The organism is Streptomyces sp. NPDC050287 (assembly GCF_044459385.1).
In the GTDB taxonomy this organism is placed as follows: Bacteria; Actinomycetota; Actinomycetes; order Streptomycetales; family Streptomycetaceae; genus Streptomyces.
In genome coordinates this window covers 142,396-161,099 of sequence record NZ_JBITIY010000014.1, presented here as the reverse complement: position 1 = coordinate 161,099, position 18,704 = coordinate 142,396, and the positions used below count along the sequence as shown (strand labels likewise).

Below are 18,704 nucleotides of genomic sequence, written 5' to 3'. Positions count from 1 at the left end.
TCTTGTGCAGGTCGGCATGAGGGTCTTGGGTGGGACGGGTGCTGCCGGCCCGGCCCGTCAGAACCCGGGGCGGCAGCATGGTGGAATCTCAGGAGGATCCCGACATGTCCGATTCGACAAGTGACTGTACGGAGCCCTACACGGCAGTCACAGAAGCCGAGGTGGAGGCCCTCGTCCGGGGCATCTGCTTCAAGACCGGTCCGCCCCGCAGGCTCGGGGTGGAAGTGGAATGGATCGTCCAGGAACTGCACGCACCGCAGCTCCCGGTGACGACCCGACGACTCGAAGCGGCCTACGCCGCACTGCGGACCGTGTCCCTGAGCTCGGCGCTCACCGTCGAGCCCGGCGGCCAGCTGGAGTTGAGCTCGCCGCCCGCCGCCTCCCTGATGGAGTGCATCGGGACCGTCTCCGCCGACCTGGACGCCGTCCGCGCGGTGCTGGCCAGGGACGGTCTGGGGCTCGTCGGCGTCGGCCAGGATCCCTGGCATCCGCCGCGCAGGTTCCTGCGGGAACCGCGCTACGACGCCATGGAGACCTGTCTCGACCGCACCGGTCCGGCCGGCCGCGCCATGATGTGCACCTCGGCCTCCGTCCAAGTGTGTCTGGACGCCGGGCACGAGGAGCCCGGCCCGCTCGGGCTCGGGCGGCGCTGGTGGCTGGCGCACCAGCTGGGTCCGGTCCTGGTGGCCGCGTTCGCCAACTCCCCGCTGGCCGCGGCGGAGCCCACCGGCTGGCTCTCCACCCGACAGCTGCTGTGGATGGAGATCGGCCCCGACCGGGCGGGCGCACCTCCGCTGGGTATGGACCCGCGCGCCGCGTGGGCCGGGCACGTCCTGGACGCCCCGGTGATGTGCGTACGGCAGGACAGCGGCCCGTGGGACGTGCCCGAGGGGCTGACGTTCCGGGAGTGGACCCGTTCGCGGGCGCCCAGGCCGCCGACCCGGGAGGATCTCGACTACCACGTCACCACGCTGTTCCCGCCGGTCAGACCGCGCGGCCATCTGGAACTGCGCATGATCGACGCACAGCCGGGCGACGACGGGTGGATCGTGCCGCTCGCCGTCACGGCGGCCCTCTTCGACGATCCGGAGGCCGCCGAGACCGCCTACCGGATCGTGAAGCCGCTGGCCGAACGGGGCCTGTCGCTGCCCGCGCCGCACAATCCGCTGTGGCTCGACGCGGCCCGGCAGGGGTTGGGCGACTCCGAACTGCACGAGACGGCCGTGGCCTGCTTCGCGACGGCCCTGGACGCCCTGCCCCGGCTCGGTGCCACCACCGAGGTGACGGACGCCGTCCGCGGGTACCGGGACCGCTATGTCGTCCCGGGCCGCTGCCCCGCCGACGACCTGCTCGACCACCTGCGCGCCACGGACGGCCGCGCTCATGGGAAGGACATCCGCACATGACCGACCCCGCCCTCGACGACGCCGTCGATGCCGAGGAGTTCCGGGACCGGGCCCTCACCACCCTCGTCACCGCACGGGAGCGCACCACGCTTCTCACCAGCTGTGTCGAGGAGCCCGACCTGACCGCGCAGCACTCGCCGCTGATGTCGCCGCTGGTGTGGGACCTCGCCCACATAGGCAACCAGGAGGAGCAGTGGCTGCTGCGGACCGTCGCCGGGCAGGAGGCGATACGGCCCGAGATCGACAGCATCTACGACGCCTTCGAGCACCCGCGCTCCGAACGGCCCTCCCTGCCCTTGCTCGCGCCGCGCGAGGCCCGCTCGTACGCGGCGGACGTACGCGGCCGGGTGATGGACGTGCTGGAGCGGACGGCGTTCCACGGGACGCGGCTCACCGAGGCGGGTTTCGCCTTCGGGATGATCGCGCAGCACGAACAGCAGCATGACGAGACGATGCTGATCACCCATCAGCTTCGAAAAGGGCCGCAGGCACTGACCGCCCCCGACCCGGACCCGGCCCCGCTGTTCACCGGTCCGGCCGAAGTGCTCGTCCCTGGCGGCCCGTTCACCATGGGCACCTCCACCGAGCCGTGGGCGCTGGACAACGAACGCCCGGCGCACCGGCGGGAGGTGGCGCCGTTCTTCATCGACACGACGCCGGTGACGAACGCCGCGTACCAGGCGTTCATCGAGGACGGCGGCTACGAGGACGAACGCTGGTGGGAACCCGCGGGCTGGGCACACATCCGGCAGCACTCCATCCACGCGCCGCTGTTCTGGCGCCGGGACGGCAAGCAGTGGCTGCGGCGCCGCTTCGGCGTGACCGAGGTGGTGCCGCCGAACGAGCCGGTGCTGCACGTGTGCTGGTACGAGGCCGACGCGTACGCCCGCTGGGCCGGGCGCCGGCTGCCCACCGAGGCCGAGTGGGAGAAGGCGGCCCGCCACGACCCCGCCGGGGACCGCTCGACGCGCTACCCCTGGGGCGACGCGGACCCGGCGCCCGAGCACGCCAACCTGGGCCAGCGGCACCTGCGCCCGGCACCCGCGGGGAGCTACCCGAAGGGTGAATCGCCGCTCGGAGTGCGGCAGTTGATCGGCGACGTGTGGGAGTGGACGGCGAGCGACTTCCTGCCGTACCCGGGCTTCACGGCGTTCCCGTACAAGGAGTACTCGGAGGTCTTCTTCGGTCCCGACAGCAAGGTGCTGCGCGGCGGTTCGTTCGCGGTGGACGCGGTGGCCTGCCGGGGAACGTTCCGCAACTGGGACTACCCGATCCGGCGGCAGATCTTCTCCGGGTTCCGCACGGCCCGCTCGGCGGCCCTCTGATGTGCCGTCACCTGGCATACGTGGGCCCGCCGGAGCCGCTCGGCCGGATCCTGGTCGAGCCGCCGCACAGCCTCTACCGCCAGTCGTGGGCGCCGCGACGGCAACGGCACGGGACCGTCAACGCCGATGGTTTCGGGGTGGGCTGGTACGCCGACGGTGATCCCGTGCCGGCCCGGTACCGCCGGGCCGGGCCCATCTGGGCCGACCAGTCCCTCACCGACCTCGCCCGGGTCGTACGCTCGCGCGCCGTGCTCGCCGCCGTACGGGACGCCACCCTGGCGGGTGCGGACGCGGAGGCGGCGGCAGCGCCGTTCGCCGCGGACACCTGGCTGTTCAGCCACAACGGCGCGGTCCCGGGCTGGCCGGGATCGCTGGCCCACCTGGTGGCGGGCCTGCCCGCCACCGACGTGCTGTCGCTGGAGGCCCGCAACGACTCGGCGCTGGTGTGGGCCCTCGTCCTCGCCCGGCTCAGGGGTGGCGACGAGGAGGGCCAGGCGCTGGCCGACACGGTCCTGGAGGTCGCCGCCGCGGCCCCCGCCGCCCGCCTCAACCTGCTCCTCACCAACGGCGAGACCATCACCGCGACCGCCTGGGGCGACACCCTCTGGTACCTCTCGGAGCCCGGCCGCCGCACGGTCGTGGCCTCCGAGCCCTACGACGACGATCCGCGCTGGCAGGAGGTCCCCGACCGCACCCTGCTCGCGGCGAGCCGCACCGACGTACTGCTCACCCCGCTCAAGGAACCGAGCGACGCACTGGCACCCGCCCCCGCTCCCGACTCCGCCCGCGCGGGGGCATCCGTACCTCCGAAGGAGCCCAGCACGTGAGTCCGTTCCTTCTCACCCGCACCCTGCCCGAGGACGCCACGGAGCCCGCCCTGCGCGCCGACGTCCTCAAGGGCCTGGCCCACACCCCCAAGACCCTCCCGCCGAAGTGGTTCTACGACGCCCACAGCAGCGACCTGTTCGAGCAGATCACCGAGCTGCCCGAGTACTACCCGACGCGCGCCGAACGGGAGATCCTCATCGCCCGCAGCGGCGAGATCGCGGCGGCGACCGGTGCCCGCACCCTGGTGGAACTGGGCTCCGGCTCCTCGGAGAAGACCCGTCATCTCATCGAGGCGCTCACCGGCCTGCACACCTACGTCCCCGTCGACGTCAGCGACAGCGCGCTCACCCAGGCGGGACACGCGCTGATCGCCGACTTCACCGCACGGCTGACGCTGCCGGACACGCCCGGCCCGCGGCTGGTGGCCTTCCTCGGCGGCACGATCGGCAACCTGCTGCCGGTCGAGCGGGCCGCGTTCCTGGCCTCCGTCCGCGCCCTGCTCTCCCCGGGTGACGCCCTGCTGCTCGGCACGGACCTGGTCAAGGACGAGAACGTCCTGGTCCGGGCGTACGACGACGCGGCCGGGGTGACGGCCGCGCTATGTGGGTCGTTCATCCTGTCCGTTGTCCGCACCGCAAGGCCCACTCGCGTGCCCAAGCCCAGGCAGAGCAGCCGGATCAGCAAGGGAAGAACTCGGCCTGCTTCCCGGCCCCGTCGGTCATCCCGGGCGCCCAGCGGCCGGGTGATGGGGAGGGTGCCCGCTGCTGCCGGCGTTGCGCGCTCGACAAGGAAACTGCGATCCCGGCACTCCGCCGATGTGGCGTCGACCGAAGAGAGGCACGCATGAACGACAACCGGGCCTATGGCTACACCGACACTCTCGAGGCCGAGCACTACGCCAAGGCACTGCGCGCCGACATCAGCGACGGACTGACCCGCACCCCGAAGTCCACGGCGCCCACGTGGTTCTACGACGCCCGGGGCAGCGAGCTCTTCGAGGAGATCACCCAGCTCCCGGAATACCCCCTGTGGCGGGCGGAGCTGGGACTGCTCCAACTCCATGCCCAGGACATCGCCGTGCGGACCGGAGCCCGCAGCCTTGTCGAGCTCGGGTCCGGGAGCTCAACGAAGTCCAAGCTGATCATCGAGGCACTGGGGCCGAGCGGTCTGCACTACGTCCCTGTCGACGTCAGCGCGGACGCCCTCCATCAGGCCAGCGCCCAACTCGTCCAGGACTACCCGGGGATCCGTCTGCACGCCCTCCGCGCCGACTTCACGGCTTCCCTCGTCCTACCGACGCTGCCCGAGGACGGCCCACGCCTCATCGCCTTCCTCGGCAGCACGCTCGGGAATTTCCGACGCCCGGCCCGTGGACCGTTCCTCCGCGGGCTCCGAGACGCCCTCCGCCCCGAAGACTTCCTTCTCATCGGCGCTGACCTGGTCAAAACCGAGCAGGAAATGATCGTCGCCTATGATGACGCTCAAGGCGTCACGGCTGAGTTCGACAAACATCTGTTGCACGTCTTGAACCGCGAGTTGAACGCCGACTTTGACCCGGATGCCTTCGACCACGTATCGGTGTGGAACGGCACGGAAAGCCACATCGAAATGCGGCTGCGCAGCCGAGCCGAACAGCTCGTCAAGATTCGAGACCTTGACCTGGCAGTGCACTTCGCACACGGAGAAGAATGGATCACCGAGCGAAGCGCGAAATTCACCCAGGACGGACTCCAGGAAGAAATGACTGAAGCGGGCCTCCGTACGAATCAGCTCTGGGCCGACACCAACGCCGGCTTTGCACTCATTCTCGCCACCGCTTGCTGAACAAGCCGGTGCGCGATTCTCGATGAGTCCAGATCGCTGCTCTGCTGAGGGCACGGCAGAGCAGCGACGGCTGGTAAACGGCGCGTGCTCGCGACCCCGACTTCAACGGTCACACCCCGGCAGGATCCTGCCATTCGATGGCTGATGATCGACACATGGCGCAGTGTCACACCGCCAACTACGCACAAGTGCGGCAACCCGTTGTCGAAATCTTCTTCGAACACGTCACCAGAGGGTCACCCATACGGGGATTCCCGGGACAACGGAGCAGGCCTTCGGATGATCCTTAAATCGGATCCGATCCTTTCCCGGCCCCTGGTTTACGGCGGTGGCTCCTCTGTGCGTGATTGCCGCACGAAAGGTGTTGCCCATGCCTGCGCTCTTCTCTGACGGCAGCGAACCACCCCAGCCTCCCGCCTTGTCTCCGTCGGAAGTTGCTTTCCGGGCCGCTGACGGCCGCACGCACATCTTTCGCGTTGACGGTGCCGTTCGCCGGCGAGGACGGTCGCACAAAGGAGTACGACTTCACTCGGCTGCCGTTGCCGCGTTTGCACAGGAACCTCGCGGCCGCGTTCGCGGCCCGGACGTGGCCGACCGGCACCCTGCGGACCAAGTCCAGCGCCAACAGCGCCTACCAGGCCATCCGCCGTCTGCTCGCCTTCCTCGAGTCCCTCCACACACAGCCCACTACAGTCGGGGAACTGACGCCCCGACACCTGGAGCGCTACCGCCTCAACCGCTTGAAGACCGTGAAGGTCGGCCCCGTGGGCACTTGCATTGACCACGAGCGTTGTTAACAGTGGGCGGCGGAGACGTGATCAAGGCTGGAGGCGCGTTATGGGCAAGGGGGAGCCAGCCGGAGCCGTGTGGTCGCCCACTGTCTCATCCGGTGGACGCCGCTTCATCGCACAATCTCTCCTCGGAAGGTTCAACCTGCACGAGGGCGCCTGAGCGCGATCAGGCATGCGGCGCACCACCGTCCGCTGCCAGGCGCGTGAGCCACTCACGCAGCAGGCGCTGCTCGGCGTCGCTCAGGACATCGGCGTCGTCGGGGAGGGCGGCGCGCAGCGCGCGGGCCGCCGCGGCGGGGCCGCTCTCCGCCGCGGGCACCGTCGGTTCGGCGCGGGTGACGGCGGCGACCATGGCCTCGCGGAGGACGGTCAGCAGCGCCGGATTGCGGCGTTCTGCCGGGGTGGAGTGCCAGGTGACGACCGCGCCTTGGCCGGTGGCCTGGATGATCTGGGCGGCCAGCTCCTCGTCGACCCGCAGCCATCCCCCGGCCGCCAGCCGGCGCACCCGGCCGTGGAGGATCTCCAAGCCCGCGCGGTGTGCCATGTCCGCCCCCCGGCCGGTGGCCCCGACCATCACCGCGAACAGTTCGGGGCGGGAGACCCCGAACTCCACCACCATGTCCCAGCCGCGGCGCAGGTCCTCCACCGCGTCCTGCGGTTCGGGATCGAGCAGCGCGCGCTTGCTCTGCAGGAACTGCGCGTAGCCGTGCTCCGCGACGGCCTCAAGGAGCCCCTCCTTGTCGCCGAACAGGCGGTAGATCGCCGGCGGCTGCATGCCGGCCGCGGCGGCGACCGCGCGGGTGCTCACCGCGTCCGCACCGCCGCTCTCCAGTAGCTCGACGGCCGCCTCGACGATGCGGCGACGGGGGCTGTCGGTGGTGTCGCGGATAGCCATGAGACCGATGATATCGAGGATTTGCTTCCATCGATATTCCAGTGTTAGCGTCAAAGTGATTCCACTGGAAACAGCGTCGGGAGAACCCAATGATCATCGTGACCGGAGCCGCCGGGAAGCTCGGCCGTCGCACCGTCGAACACCTCCTGGAGCGTGTTCCCGCCGACCGCGTCGGCGTCAGCGTCCGCGATCCCCGCAAGGCCCAGGACTTCGCCGACCGCGGCGTACGCGTCCGGCAGGGCAGCTTCGACGATCCCGCCTCGCTCGTGCACTCCTTCGAGGGGGCCGAGCAGCTGCTCCTCGTCTCCCTCGACCGCGTGGGCGAGGAGTGCGTCACCGGCCATCGCACCGCCATCGACGCCGCCGTGAAGGCCCGTGTCGGCCGCATCCTCTACACCAGCCAGATGGGTGCCGCCCACGACTCCCGCTTCCAGGCCTGCCGCGACCACGCCCGGACCGAGGATCTGCTGCGCGCCACCGGCCTACCTTGGACCGCGCTGCGCAACGGCTTCTACGCGGCCAGCGCCTTGCAGTTCCTGGAGTCCGCCCGCCACACCGGCGACATCGCCCTGCCCGCCGACGGCCCCGTCGCCTGGACCGGACACGACGACCTCGCCGACGCCACCGCCGCGATCCTCGCCGAGGGGGGGGCGCTTCGACGGACCCACCCCGCCGCTCACCGGCCCGGCGGCACTCGACTTCGACACCGTCGCCGAGATCGCGTCCCAGGCCACCGGACGGCCCTTCACCCGCACCGTCGTCCCCGACGGCACCTTCCGCGAGCAGGCCCTGGCGCACGGCGCCCCGGCCCCGATCGCCGACCTGATGCTGAGCATCTTCGCCGCGGCACGGAATGGCGAGTTCACCGCCGTCGACTCGACGCTCGCCGAGCTGACCGGACGCGAGCCCGCCACCTTCCGCACCCAACTGGAGCGTGCCTGGGCCGAATAGATCCAGTGGGGCGCGCAGACGGCCCCGGCCTGACTCGCCGCCCACAAAAGGCTCGCCCTCTATCGCCCGAGGGCGTCGATCATCAGATCGGCGGCCCCGGGCACAAACTCAGACTTCCCATCAGATTCCGCACCGTCCCAGAGGTTCCCCGTGCCCCACCCCCATGCCCGGCTGACCCTCCACGGCAGGCGGCTCCTCGTCGACCGGGTCCGCGCCGGCAGGCCCATCGCCCACGTCGCCGAAGAAATGGGCATCTCCCGCACCACAGCCCACAAATGGGTCCGGCGCTGGCGAGCCGAAGGCGATCCGGGGTTGTATGACCGTTCCAGTCGCCCCCTGACGACACCGCACCGAACCCCTGCCGATGTCGAGAATCGCATCTGCGAGCTACGGCGCGACCGCAAGCTCGGTCCTGCACGGATCGGCCCGGTCCTGGGCGTACCCAGCTCGCCGGTCCACCGCGTCCTGACCCGCTACGGCCTGAACCGGCTGCGCCGGATGGACCGGCCCACCGGTCAGATCATCCGACGCTACGAACGATCACATCCCGGCGAACTGGTCCACGTCGACATCAAGAAGCTCGGCAACATTCCAGACGGCGGCGGACATCGGATCATGCCCCGCCGGCAGGCCGCGGGCAATCGGCAGGCCACAACCGACGTGCGTAGGGGCGGCAGCCCCGTGATCGGCTACAGCTTCGTTCACACAGCCGTCGACGATCACTCCCGGCTCGCGTACAGCGAGGTTCTGACCGACGAACGCAAAGAGACCGCGGCCTCCTTCTGGCAGCGCGCGAATACCTTCTTCGCCGAGCACGGCATCACCGTCAAGCGCGTCCTCACCGCCAACGGCTCCTGCTACAGATCCAGCCTGTTCGGCCAGACTCTCAGCGCCACCGGCATCGTCCATAAGCGCACGCGCCCCTATCGCCCGCAGACGAACGGCAAGGTGGAGCGCCTAAATCGCACCCTGCTCGACGAATGGGCATACGTGCGCCCGTACTCCAGCAACGCTGAACGCACCGAAGCCCGGACGGACTTCCTCCACACCTACAACTACCACCGGTGCCACACCGCACTCGACGGCCAACCACCCATCAGCCGCGTCAACAATCCTGCGGGTCAATACATCTAGAGGACCCCACGATGGCCCCGTACCTCCGATGCCGGCTCGCACAACGACGGGACGAGGTCGCACAGTTCCTCGCTGACAACGACATCCCCCAGGAGGCCCACGGTGGCGCGGCCAGCGATCACGGATGACGAAGTCCGTACTGCTATGCGCATCGTCCTGCGCGAGGCGTCCGACGCCGACCGGCATGCGACCATCACCGCCGTGGAAAGACGCCTGGGCATCGCCCACCCGACCTTTTACCGCAACTTCCCGCACTTGATCACCTGGTTCCGGCAACAACGCGCCGCTTCACAGCGAACCGAAGAAGAACGAGCCGTTCCTACCAGCAGGCCTCCGACAGATGAGATCGCGGACCTCCGTCGGGAGAACAGGAACCTTCGAGCCACAGTAAACGGTGTACGCAGAGGCGCTCCGACAACTCACTCTTGTTCATTCCGCTGTCGGTTGTGAGGAGTGGTTGCTGCCACGCGAGGCTCATGTGCTCGCCGGCCTCCGCCCGCGCCGTCGCGACGAGCGCCGCGTAGGGCCCTGCGACCTACGATTCCTCGATCTGGAGCCAAGCCTGGTGGAAAGCCATGTGGGCCAGGAGGCTGCTCACCTCGTCCGTGAGTTGCTGCCGCACGGCAGCTGATGATTCGGGACGGCGCCGCATGCGGTACGGCATCTCCAAGTACTCTTCAACTGCTGTCAGGGCTTCTGTGAGGTCTGCCCGGCGCTCCTCACATCCCGGCCATACCACCGCCGGTAAGACCCGGAGCCAGCGCCGGGACCCAGAAGACTGCGACGGCCAGGACGATCGAGGCGATCCCCACGGCACGGGCCACCAAGCGACCGACCGGAGCGAGTTTCTCGGCGGTGATCACGGCGGCCAGGACCACCATGGCCCACAGGTTCATCACACCGAACGCCGCCAGCAGCACCATCAGCGACCAGCAGCAGCCCAGGCAGAAGGCCCCGTGGTGGGTTCCGGCACGCAGATCGCGCGAGGCCCCCGGGTACGAGGCGTAGCGCAGCATCAGGCCGATCGGCGAACGGCACCTCGCCAGACAACGGTCTTTGAGAGGCGTGAGCTGGTAGACGCCGCTGACCGCGAACACGGCCGCGGCCACTGCTGTCCCCGCTGCGGGCGGGAGGCGCTCCGCCCGGCCAAGGCCGACAGCCAGCGCATACGCAGGCAACCCGGCCGCGGCCCAGACGAGCAGGTAGGCGACCGTGAAAACGACCATGCGCGATATCCGGTGCACGGTGATGGTGCGTGCGTACAAAGCGGCGACGGGTGCCGTGGCGGGCAGCATCATCGCAGTCATCATCAGCGTCCACACGGCCAGGAAGGCGGCTGGGCCCAGGCCCATGGTGCCGGGCATCGTCGGCATGCCGCCCCAGCGCGTGACCATCCAGACCCAGGCGGCGGCCGCCACGACCAGCAGCAGCCCGGTGGGGGCCGCCCGGACGCGGACGGTAACTCGCCCACCGGTCATCCGGACCATGTGAAGGGCGCCGAGTGACCGTTGCCGCCGGTGAAGTCCCAGGACCGACCGTACACGCCGTCGCCCGTCGCCCGGGTGGACCGGGCGATCGTCAGTGTGCTGTTCACCGGGTGGAACATGCCCGTCAGGCCCATCACCGGACCGTCCTCGCCGAACTGCGGGGCGACCTGATCCTCGATCTCGATGTCGATGGCATCGCCCACCCTTGCGGCGTGGTGGCGACCGTCGTCGCGGTAGTCGATGGGGACGCGCTCCATGCCGAGGACCTCGCCGATAAGCGGAGCGAGCCCCGCCATCGGCCCGCCCACCTGGCCCGAGAAGACCTTGCCCAGCGCATCCGCCTGGCCGTCGTCGGCTGAAGCGTCGACGTACAGCGCCACCTGCCAGCCGCCCTCGGCCATCACCCGCGGCCCGTCGATGAAGACGGCCACGCTGCGGTCCGAGACGTCGACGTCGTCCACGTTCCCGCTGTCCACGTGGAACGCGAAGGTCACCTGGCAGCGCTCGTGGTCGGCCGGTGCGGTGAGGCCCGAGGTGGTGCAGGGGCACACCACGTCACAGTTACAGCTCTCCAGGTACGTGCCGTTCAGATTCCAGGGCATGACATTTGCTCCCTGTTCTGGCGGCCCCCCAGGGTCAAGGGGGATGCATCGAGAGGGTCCGCTCCGCCCCGGTGCGCTCTTTTCCAGAGTATTTCCGACGACCTCATCGCGCAGATCCGCTGACAGCGCAGCTCACCGGCCTGTACCGAGTCCGCAGAGGCACCCGTGACCTCGGATGCGTCGTCGACGACGTTATCTTCATGGCCCGGCTGTGCGACGGCCTTGCGGGGGCCGGTCTGGCGGCGGAGCAGAGGAGCACGGGGGCGCGGTCCGGCGGAGGTGGGCAGCCGGGCACGTGCACGGCGATAACAGCCGACATCCTCCGGACAGCCCCTCCTGCCTTTGGGGAGCAGGACGAGGCCGCCCACATGGCCGCCGAGCGTCCTGCTCCACGGGCACAGAGTCCGTCCTGGACGGCGGCGCGACGACCGGCACTCCGGCTGTTTCGCCGTCCGCCAGTCGACGAGAACTCCGGCCTCCGCCAGCCCGGCCGCGCGGGGTGCCGGCGGGCGAGCCCGTCCGAGGAAGGAACGGGACGGGAAAGGACGCGTGCAGGACCTTCGGCCTGCGGACAGAGGCTTGCCGGTCCCGGCTCTCATGCGGGCCGTGATGACCGTGTGGACGGTGCGCCCCGTCCAAGCGGCATTGGATCGGGCATGGCCGAGGGCATTTACGGCGATGCTGAGCCCACTCGTTGCAGTGCGTTCCCCACGACGGCATGAGGCGGCAGAACGCAGTGCCGCCGCAGCGCACGGCCGCGGGCCTTCACTTCCTGCTGTCATCACGCCCGGACCGACAGGACATCGTGCTGCTCCCCGCCGAGAACGACCTTCAGCGCGCCGGTGTCGGCGGCCCGGGAGAAGACGTCGTATGCCTCCTCCATGCGGTCCTGCGGGAAAGTATGGGTGACCATGGACGCCGCGGACAGACGGCCGGCGGCCATCATGCGCAGCAGCGTGGGGGTGGAGTGTGTGTCGACCAGGCCGGTGGTGATCGTCACGTTCTTGATCCACAGGTCTTCGAGGTGCAGTGTCGCGGGCTTGCCGTGCACGCCGACGTTGGCCACATGACCGCCGGGCCGCACCATGCGCGTGCACGTCTCGAAACTCTCCGGCACCCCGACCGCTTCGATGACCACGTCGGCTCCGAGCCCTTCGGTGAGGTCGGCGACCAACTGCTCGGCTTCTTCACCCGCGGCGGCCACGGCATCGGCACCGAGGCGCTTCGCGGCCTCCAGTCGGGACGGCGCGAGGTCCACGGCAATGATCTTCTCGGGCGTGTACAGCCGAGCGGTGGCAATCGCTGCGAGCCCGATGGGTCCCGCTCCGACCACGGTGACGGTGTCTCCGGGCCGTACGCGTCCGTTCAGCACACCCACCTCGTAGGCGGTGGGGAAGATGTCGGCCAGCAGGACGGCGTCCTTGCTGTCCACCGCACCGGGAAGCGGGTACACGGACAGGTCCGCGTGCGGCACCCGGACGTACTCGGCCTGGGTGCCGTTGGTCAGATGGCCGAGGATCCAGCCTCCGCCGCCGCGACACTGTCCGTATGCCCCCTCCCGACAGAAACGGCAGCGGCCGCACACCGTGATGCACGAGACCAGGACGCGGTCGCCGGGGCGGACACTGCGCACGTCACTGCCCACCTCGACGACCTCGCCGACAGCTTCATGTCCGAGCACCGTGCCGGGGCGTACCTCCGGCACATCCCCCTTGAGGATGTGCAGGTCGGTCCCGCAGATGGTCACGACGTCGACCCGGACGATCGCGTCGGTTGCCTCCTGGAGGCCGGGATCCTCGGTCTCCTCCCAGGCGGACTCCCCGGAGCCGTGGAACACGAGTGCTTTCATGACGATCCCTTCCTGCACCTTCCGGGTGCTGGTCGCGGGGTGCGACAGCGACAGGTGCTTACGCGCGGACACCGTTTTGCCCCTCGGAACCACCGCCGTCGATGATGGTGAGACGCCACTTGGGCGGCCGCCTCGAACGAAGTGACGTCGTCTCTCCAGCCTGCCCCTGACGGCCGCCGTCCGCAGGGGCAGGCTGGTCAACATCGCCTGAGCGGCCGGGGCCCTTCGGCCCGAGCGACCCACCGCACCGTGCATCACGGCAGCTTTGTCCTGCTCCGTTATGGCGGCTCCGGCTACCGCTTGCGCACCGGGGCTGAACCGCCCAAGGCTGAACGTGAGGGGCGCACCGGACGGCCCGAGAATGCCGTCAGGTCGGCCCCACTCGCCGCTCGTTCCCGGTTGAGGTGCGGTCTTCCCTGTCCGATCCAGGTCCTGGGTGACTCCTTCACCAGTTCGCTCCCGATGCGCGCTGCCCACGCCTCGATCTGATCGGAAGTCGCAGAAGTCCCCGCCCTTACCGGAGGAGACGATCTTCCGGGCGATGAATCCCTTCGCTCCCTCTACGAGGCAACCGCCGAACGTGACCTGTTCCTGGACGTCGAGCCGGACCATGGCGCGGCGAACGCCGGGAACAGGTGGGATGTCGCGTTCCGAAGCCGAAGGATCGAGTGGACCGCTGCTGAAGAACCACAGCGGACGCCGGGACAGCTCGCGGGCGTGCCGCCGGACGAAGCGTCGCGCGTCCTTGTGCCAGCGCCCCGCGTACAGCCCACCGCCGACCACCACGGCGTCGTACGACTCCGGATTCGTCAGGGACCGGGCGGGCATCGCCTCGACCGTCAGTCCCTCCTTGCGCAGCACGTCGGCGATGGCCTCCGCGATCTGCGCGGTCGACCCGTTCGTCGTCCCATAGGCAACCAGCACCTTGCTCAGCATGACGGTCCGCCTCCTCTCACAGCCTTGGTAACCATTCCTCGTGCGAGCTTGTCGACCACCGCCTCATCTCCCCTCCTCCTCAGCGAAGTCGACGCGGATAAGGGTCCCGGGCCCGACGCGGCAGCAGGCGTGCGTGTGCGTCGAGCACGGTGATCTTGGCCCTGCTCCACAAGAGTGAACAGCGCGCCGTTCATCTCGATCTGCAGGGCGACGCCCAAGTGCGCGCAGCCTTCCGGGACTTCGAGACCCAGTTCGCCGGGCTCATGACGGGTTCAATGTGCCTTCAGGACCACCCGGCCATCGGCACCACGCAGCCGCTCGGCTGCCAGGACTGCGTCGCCCTCGATCTCGGTCCAAGCCCAGGGCAGTTGTGGGATGCCGTAGCAAGCGAGCAGTTCGGCGCAGGTGCGCGGGGCGAGCCAGCCGCCGTCCGCGTGCGCGGTCAGGTACGTCTCGGCGACCGCGTGCCCGCGCGCTGAATCGACCTGGACCAGTGCCGGGATCGTCCCCGCCAGGCGGCTCAGCCACGCCGAACGGCGGGCCGCGTGCGCCAACGCCCTCGCCGCCGCCCCTGGTTCGGCGTACGAGGGGATGGCGCCGCCGTCCGTGGCGGGCAGCAGCCTGACGGGAAGGTCCTGTTCGAGCCCTACGGCGGCGACCGGCTGTACCGTGAGTACAGGAGCGTCGGTGAGGGCCCGGATCAGATCGTCACCGGTCGCCTCGGCGACCGCGGTGGGAACAAGGGCCAGCAGTACGGCATCGAACCCCGGGCAGCGCGTGATCCGGTGCACGCAGTCCCTGAGCTGCTCCTCCGTAACGGCGGCGGTGGCATCCACGGCGGGCACCCGCGGCACGACGGCCGGCGTCCGTGCGGCCGGCGTCGACAGTCAGCACCGGCATGCGGCGGGTCACGCGCCGGGCGGTCCGGGAGAACGCCCGCGGGTTACCGCAATTGGGCCCCCACCAGCCGCATGCCGTACGTCCGGCACGCCACAAGCAGCGCCCGAGCTTGGTCTGCGTCGAGTCCGGCGGAGACGACGACCAGTGCCCGAACTCCAGCCTGGCCACACTCCTCCGCAGTGGCGGGGAGCGCCGCTGCGGGCACCGCGAGGACCGCGAGATCGGGGACCTTGGGCAGCGCGCTCACCGAGGGATGGCACGGCACACCCAGCACAGACGTGACATTCGGGTTCACGGCGAGCAGCCGCCTTGTGTGGCCGCCGACGTGCAGATGGTGCAGGAGAGCCCGACCCACCGACCCTGGCCGGCGACCGGCGCCGACCACCACGATCGCATCGGGCCGTAGCAGTGGCACCAGGCTGGCCACATCCGCGGCCCGGCCACGTGTCTCCACCGTCGACAGGTACGCCTCGTCCTCCGCGAGTTCGATGGTGCAGCGCACCTCCGGGCCCTCGAAGTGACGGGCAGTACGCAGTCCTACGGCCTGCCCGACCTGGGAAGCGGTCGCGGTGTTCAGCGACACCTCACCACCCATTTGCCGGACTCCGGCAACATGAGTGCCTCTGTGATGCCCGTTGGCGATCTGTCAAAGACGTATCACCGGCGGGTAATGTTCCCCCTGGTGTGCCGGGAAGCCTGGTCGGCGTAAGGGACAGTTCTCTCTTCCGATCGGGGGTGGCCGCCATGGTGCTCGTGGTGGTGTTCGGTGCCGCACTGTTGGTGGCGGTGCTGCTGTCGGGCCTGGCGGCCCGGACGGTCCTCTCCACGTCCTTCCTCTTCCTGGTCGGTGGGGCGCTCGTCAGCGACGGCTTCCTCGGCCTGATCCACATCACACCGGACAGCGAGATCGTGTCCGTCACAGCCGACCTGGCACTGTTCGCGGTGCTGTTCACCGACGGTATGCACGTCTCCCTGCCCAAGCTGCGCGCCAACTGGAGGAACCCGGCGCGTGCCCTGGGCCTGGGCATGCCGCTCGCGTTCGTCTTCATGGCGCTTGTCACGCACTTCCTGGTAGGCCTGGACTGGACGACGTCGTTCCTGGTCGGAGCCGTGCTGGCGCCGACCGACCCGGTGTTCGCGTCGGCCATCGTCGGACGTGCCGAAGTCCCGGCCAAGCTGCGGCAGCTGCTGAACGTGGAGAGCGGCATCAACGACGGGCTCGCCCTGCCCGTGGTGCTGCTGCTGATCGCCGCCGCCGGCCCGACCGCGGACAGCGCGGAAGCCTCCGGCTCCGCCATCGCGGTGGAACTGCTGCTCGGCCTCGTCTTCGGCGTCGCACTGCCCCTGCTTGTCAACGGTCTCGTACGTTTCCGGCTGCTGGGCGCTGAGCCGAAGCTGCAGCCGCTGCTGCCGCTGGCCACCGGGATCATCCTGTACGCGACCTGCCACCTCACCCACGCCAACCCCTACCTTGCTGCCTTCTCGGCCGGCGCGGCCCTGGCGCACGTCTCGCCGGAGGCCAAGACGTCCTTCGAGCCACTCGGCGAGGCGCTCGCGGAGCTGGCGAAGTTCGCCGCGCTGCTGGTGTTCGGCGCGCTGCTGACCCCGCAGCTGTTCGGCGACCTCTCCTTCGGCGGGTACGCGGCGGTGGTCCTCGCGATCGCGGTGATCCGCCCGGCCTCGCTGCTCATCTCACTGCTCGGCACGAACGTCATTTCACGCAAGGAGAAGCTGGTCGCGGCCTGGTTCGGGCCGAAGGGCTTCGCCTCGGTCGTCTACGGCCTGCTGGTGCTGCAGTCCGGCATCCCGCAGGCTGAGGAGGCGTTCACGCTCATCGCGGTGTGCATCGCCTTCTCGATCATCGCCCACAGTTCCACGGACGTCCCGATCGCGCGCGCCTTCGACGTCGACGACCTCGTCGGCATCCCCGACAAAGACCAGCTGACCACCACCGCGCCGGAGGAGGGCCGCCTTGACCTGCGCACGTGACTTGGCCCGCCCCTATCCTGCGGTGCGGGTCGACGACGACGCTCAGCAGGCGGCCCGGCTGATGGTGCGCGAACGGTTCCCCGCCTTGCTGGTTCTCGACCAGGTGGAGTGCCCCTACGCGATCGTCCCCGCCGCCCAGCTCCTCAGCGCCCTGGTGCCCGAAGACGGTCACCAGGACCCACTGCCGGCCCTGATCAGTGATCGTTTCGACGAGGCCCTCCCAGGAACACTGTCCGGACGGTCGGTCGCCGACTGGCTGCCCAGGCGTCGCGCCACGCCCGGCCTGGTAGGTCCGGAGGACTCGCCGTCGGCGGTCGCCGCCCTCATGACACGCAAGGACTGCCCCGTCGTCGGGGTGATCGAGCGCGACGACGGCGCTGTCACGTTGCTCCGCGCGATCACCGACGCCGTCTTGTTGGAGCACTTCATCGGAGGACCGTGAACGACTGGCAGAGCTGGGCGGCGGTCGTCGTCTTCGTCGGCGCGTACGCCCTGATCATCAGCGAGAAGATCCACCGCGTCGCCGTCGCTCTTGGCGGCGCCGGCCTGATGCTGGCGATCGGGGCGACCGACGACAAGTCGGCGTTCTACTCCGAGCACAGCGGTGTGGACTGGAACGTCATCTTCCTGCTCATGGGCATGATGATGATCGTCGGGGTGCTGAAGCAGACCGGAGTGTTCGAGTTCCTGGCGATCTGGTCGGTGAAGAAGGCCAGGGCCAAGCCCTTCCGGGTGATGGCCATGCTGGTCGTGATCACGGCGGTGGCCTCCGCTCTGCTGGACAACGTCACCACGGTGCTGCTGATCGCGCCGGTGACGCTGCTCGTCTGCGAGCGCCTCGCCCTGCCGGCTGCCCCGTTCCTGATCGCCGAGGTCATGGCGTCGAACATCGGCGGGACCTCGACCCTGGTCGGTGATCCACCCAACATCATCATCGCCAGCCGGGCCGGACTGACCTTCAACGACTTCCTGGTCCATCTGGCACCGATCGTGGTTGTCCTGGTGATCGCACTCCTCGTGGTGTGCCGGGTGATGTTCCGCAAGGCGTTCCGCTACGACGGGGACCGGGCCGCCGAGATCATGGCGCTGGAGGAGCGTGAGGCCATCAAGGACCCGCGGTTGCTGGTGCAGGGCCTCGGGGTCCTGGCGCTCGTGGTCGCGGGTTTCGTCCTGCACCCGGTGCTGCACTACGAGCCCAGTGTCGTCGCCCTGCTCGGCGCCGGGCTGCTCATCGCCATCTCCACGGCGGAGACCCGAGAGGTCCTCAAGGAAGTGGAGTGGCCCACTCTGGCCTTCTTCGCCGGGCTGTTCATCATGATCGGCGGCCTGATCGAGACCGGGGTGATCGGCGAGATCTCCAAGGCCCTGGCCGACGCGATCGGTGACAACGAACTCGGCGGCTCCATGACCCTGCTGAGCGCCTCCGCCGTCCTGTCCGGCATCGTCGACAACATCCCCTACGTCGCCACCATGGCCCCCATCACCAGCGACCTCGTCCAGAACATGGGCGGGGGCGGCGACCACGTCATGTGGTGGGCCCTCGCGCTCGGCGCCGACCTGGGAGGCAATGCCACCGCGATCGGCGCCAGCGCCAATGTCGTCGTCCTCGGCATCGCCGAACGCAACCGCCAGCCCATCTCCTTCTGGCAGTTCACCAAGTACGGCCTGGTCGTCACCGGCGTGACGGTGTCCCTGGCGCTGGGCTACGTGTGGCTGCGCTACTTCGCGCTCGGCTGACGCCGCTCGAAGCGGGCCGAACCCTGTCCCGCACACCGGATCGGAAGAAG

General features: G+C 69.5%; 13 protein-coding genes and 4 pseudogenes. 11 read left to right on the top strand and 6 right to left on the bottom strand.

Features of this window, described 5'->3' with window-relative positions:
• Window positions 1-104: 104 nt before the first annotated feature.
• The 6 genes and pseudogenes from egtA (at window position 105) to ACIBK3_RS37260 (ending at window position 6,180) form a co-directional block, all read left to right on the top strand.
• Window positions 105-1,406: an ergothioneine biosynthesis glutamate--cysteine ligase EgtA gene (gene egtA, locus ACIBK3_RS37285; protein WP_399372217.1), complete on the top strand. Its 1,302-nt coding sequence runs from the start codon at window positions 105-107 to the stop codon at window positions 1,404-1,406.
• The gene (egtB, locus tag ACIBK3_RS37280; RefSeq protein ID WP_399372216.1) at window positions 1,403-2,731 is read left to right on the top strand and encodes an ergothioneine biosynthesis protein EgtB; all 1,329 of its coding nucleotides are present in this window, start codon (window positions 1,403-1,405) and stop codon (window positions 2,729-2,731) included. Before egtA ends, egtB begins: the two co-directional genes overlap by 4 nt.
• Complete coding sequence (gene egtC, locus ACIBK3_RS37275) at window positions 2,731-3,558, top strand: ergothioneine biosynthesis protein EgtC (RefSeq protein ID WP_399372215.1); 828 nt, start codon at window positions 2,731-2,733, stop codon at window positions 3,556-3,558. The genes egtB and egtC overlap by 1 nt, the downstream gene beginning before the upstream one ends.
• Window positions 3,555-4,157, top strand: a pseudogene (locus ACIBK3_RS37270) (L-histidine N(alpha)-methyltransferase); the annotation flags it as partial. The gene egtC and the pseudogene ACIBK3_RS37270, both read left to right, overlap by 4 nt.
• 245 nt (window positions 4,158-4,402) lie before the next feature.
• The gene (gene egtD, locus ACIBK3_RS37265; RefSeq protein WP_399372214.1) at window positions 4,403-5,383 is read left to right on the top strand and encodes an L-histidine N(alpha)-methyltransferase; all 981 of its coding nucleotides are present in this window, start codon (window positions 4,403-4,405) and stop codon (window positions 5,381-5,383) included.
• A 548-nt stretch (window positions 5,384-5,931) separates the two neighbouring features.
• Window positions 5,932-6,180: a hypothetical protein gene (locus ACIBK3_RS37260; RefSeq protein ID WP_399372212.1), complete on the top strand. Its 249-nt coding sequence runs from the start codon at window positions 5,932-5,934 to the stop codon at window positions 6,178-6,180.
• A 160-nt stretch (window positions 6,181-6,340) separates the two neighbouring features.
• Here the strand turns inward: ACIBK3_RS37260 and ACIBK3_RS37255 are convergent, their stop codons facing one another.
• A complete protein-coding gene (locus ACIBK3_RS37255) occupies window positions 6,341-7,069 on the bottom strand; it encodes a TetR/AcrR family transcriptional regulator (RefSeq protein WP_399372211.1) in 729 nt (242 codons plus the stop codon).
• Between the two features lie 89 nt (window positions 7,070-7,158).
• Here ACIBK3_RS37255 and ACIBK3_RS37250 point away from each other — a divergent pair.
• Together ACIBK3_RS37250 and ACIBK3_RS37245 are read left to right on the top strand one after the other, a co-directional pair.
• Window positions 7,159-8,020: pseudogene (locus ACIBK3_RS37250) on the top strand (SDR family oxidoreductase).
• Between the two features lie 150 nt (window positions 8,021-8,170).
• Entirely contained in the window at window positions 8,171-9,154 is a 984-nt protein-coding gene (locus ACIBK3_RS37245; RefSeq protein ID WP_399372210.1) for an IS481 family transposase, read from the top strand.
• Between the two features lie 719 nt (window positions 9,155-9,873).
• On the opposite strand, the gene ACIBK3_RS37240 is transcribed toward ACIBK3_RS37245, so the two are convergent.
• The 5 genes and pseudogenes from ACIBK3_RS37240 to ACIBK3_RS37220 all read right to left on the bottom strand — a co-directional run.
• Window positions 9,874-10,632 carry a DUF2182 domain-containing protein gene (locus ACIBK3_RS37240; protein ID WP_399372209.1) on the bottom strand — a complete coding sequence of 253 codons (759 nt, stop codon included), beginning with the start codon at window positions 10,630-10,632 and terminating at the stop codon, window positions 9,874-9,876.
• Entirely contained in the window at window positions 10,629-11,243 is a 615-nt protein-coding gene (locus ACIBK3_RS37235) for a DUF1326 domain-containing protein (RefSeq protein WP_399372208.1), read from the bottom strand. The genes ACIBK3_RS37240 and ACIBK3_RS37235 overlap by 4 nt, the downstream gene beginning before the upstream one ends.
• A 781-nt stretch (window positions 11,244-12,024) precedes the next feature.
• Window positions 12,025-13,092 (bottom strand): zinc-dependent alcohol dehydrogenase family protein, encoded by a 1,068-nt coding sequence (locus tag ACIBK3_RS37230; RefSeq protein WP_399372361.1) that lies wholly within the window; start codon window positions 13,090-13,092, stop codon window positions 12,025-12,027.
• Between the two features lie 705 nt (window positions 13,093-13,797).
• Window positions 13,798-14,028: pseudogene (locus tag ACIBK3_RS37225) on the bottom strand (flavodoxin domain-containing protein); the annotation flags it as partial.
• Between the two features lie 275 nt (window positions 14,029-14,303).
• Window positions 14,304-15,571, bottom strand: a pseudogene (locus ACIBK3_RS37220) (CoA-binding protein); the annotation flags it as partial.
• Window positions 15,572-15,672: 101 nt separating this feature from the next.
• Here ACIBK3_RS37220 and ACIBK3_RS37215 point away from each other — a divergent pair.
• From ACIBK3_RS37215 to ACIBK3_RS37205, 3 genes are read left to right on the top strand one after another with little or no spacing between them, the layout of a single operon-like run.
• A complete protein-coding gene (locus ACIBK3_RS37215) occupies window positions 15,673-16,917 on the top strand; it encodes a cation:proton antiporter (RefSeq protein WP_399372206.1) in 1,245 nt (414 codons plus the stop codon).
• A complete protein-coding gene (locus tag ACIBK3_RS37210) occupies window positions 16,901-17,359 on the top strand; it encodes a CBS domain-containing protein (protein WP_399372205.1) in 459 nt (152 codons plus the stop codon). Before ACIBK3_RS37215 ends, ACIBK3_RS37210 begins: the two co-directional genes overlap by 17 nt.
• The gene (locus tag ACIBK3_RS37205; protein ID WP_399372203.1) at window positions 17,356-18,654 is read left to right on the top strand and encodes an SLC13 family permease; all 1,299 of its coding nucleotides are present in this window, start codon (window positions 17,356-17,358) and stop codon (window positions 18,652-18,654) included. Before ACIBK3_RS37210 ends, ACIBK3_RS37205 begins: the two co-directional genes overlap by 4 nt.
• Window positions 18,655-18,704 lie beyond the last annotated feature (50 nt).

What these genes read in the sequence shown, in the direction of transcription:
- ACIBK3_RS37235 (WP_399372208.1), bottom strand. Translation starts at nt 11,243, where the DNA reads ATGCCCTGGAATCTGAACGGCACGTACCTGGAGAGCTGTAACTGTGAC.
- ACIBK3_RS37240 (WP_399372209.1), bottom strand. Translation starts at nt 10,632, where the DNA reads ATGACCGGTGGGCGAGTTACCGTCCGCGTCCGGGCGGCCCCCACCGGG.
- ACIBK3_RS37255 (WP_399372211.1), bottom strand. Translation starts at nt 7,069, where the DNA reads ATGGCTATCCGCGACACCACCGACAGCCCCCGTCGCCGCATCGTCGAG.
- egtC (WP_399372215.1), top strand. Translation starts at nt 2,731, where the DNA reads ATGTGCCGTCACCTGGCATACGTGGGCCCGCCGGAGCCGCTCGGCCGG.
- egtB (WP_399372216.1), top strand. Translation starts at nt 1,403, where the DNA reads ATGACCGACCCCGCCCTCGACGACGCCGTCGATGCCGAGGAGTTCCGG.
- egtA (WP_399372217.1), top strand. Translation starts at nt 105, where the DNA reads ATGTCCGATTCGACAAGTGACTGTACGGAGCCCTACACGGCAGTCACA.
- ACIBK3_RS37215 (WP_399372206.1), top strand. Translation starts at nt 15,673, where the DNA reads ATGGTGCTCGTGGTGGTGTTCGGTGCCGCACTGTTGGTGGCGGTGCTG.
- ACIBK3_RS37230 (WP_399372361.1), bottom strand. Translation starts at nt 13,092, where the DNA reads ATGAAAGCACTCGTGTTCCACGGCTCCGGGGAGTCCGCCTGGGAGGAG.
- egtD (WP_399372214.1), top strand. Translation starts at nt 4,403, where the DNA reads ATGAACGACAACCGGGCCTATGGCTACACCGACACTCTCGAGGCCGAG.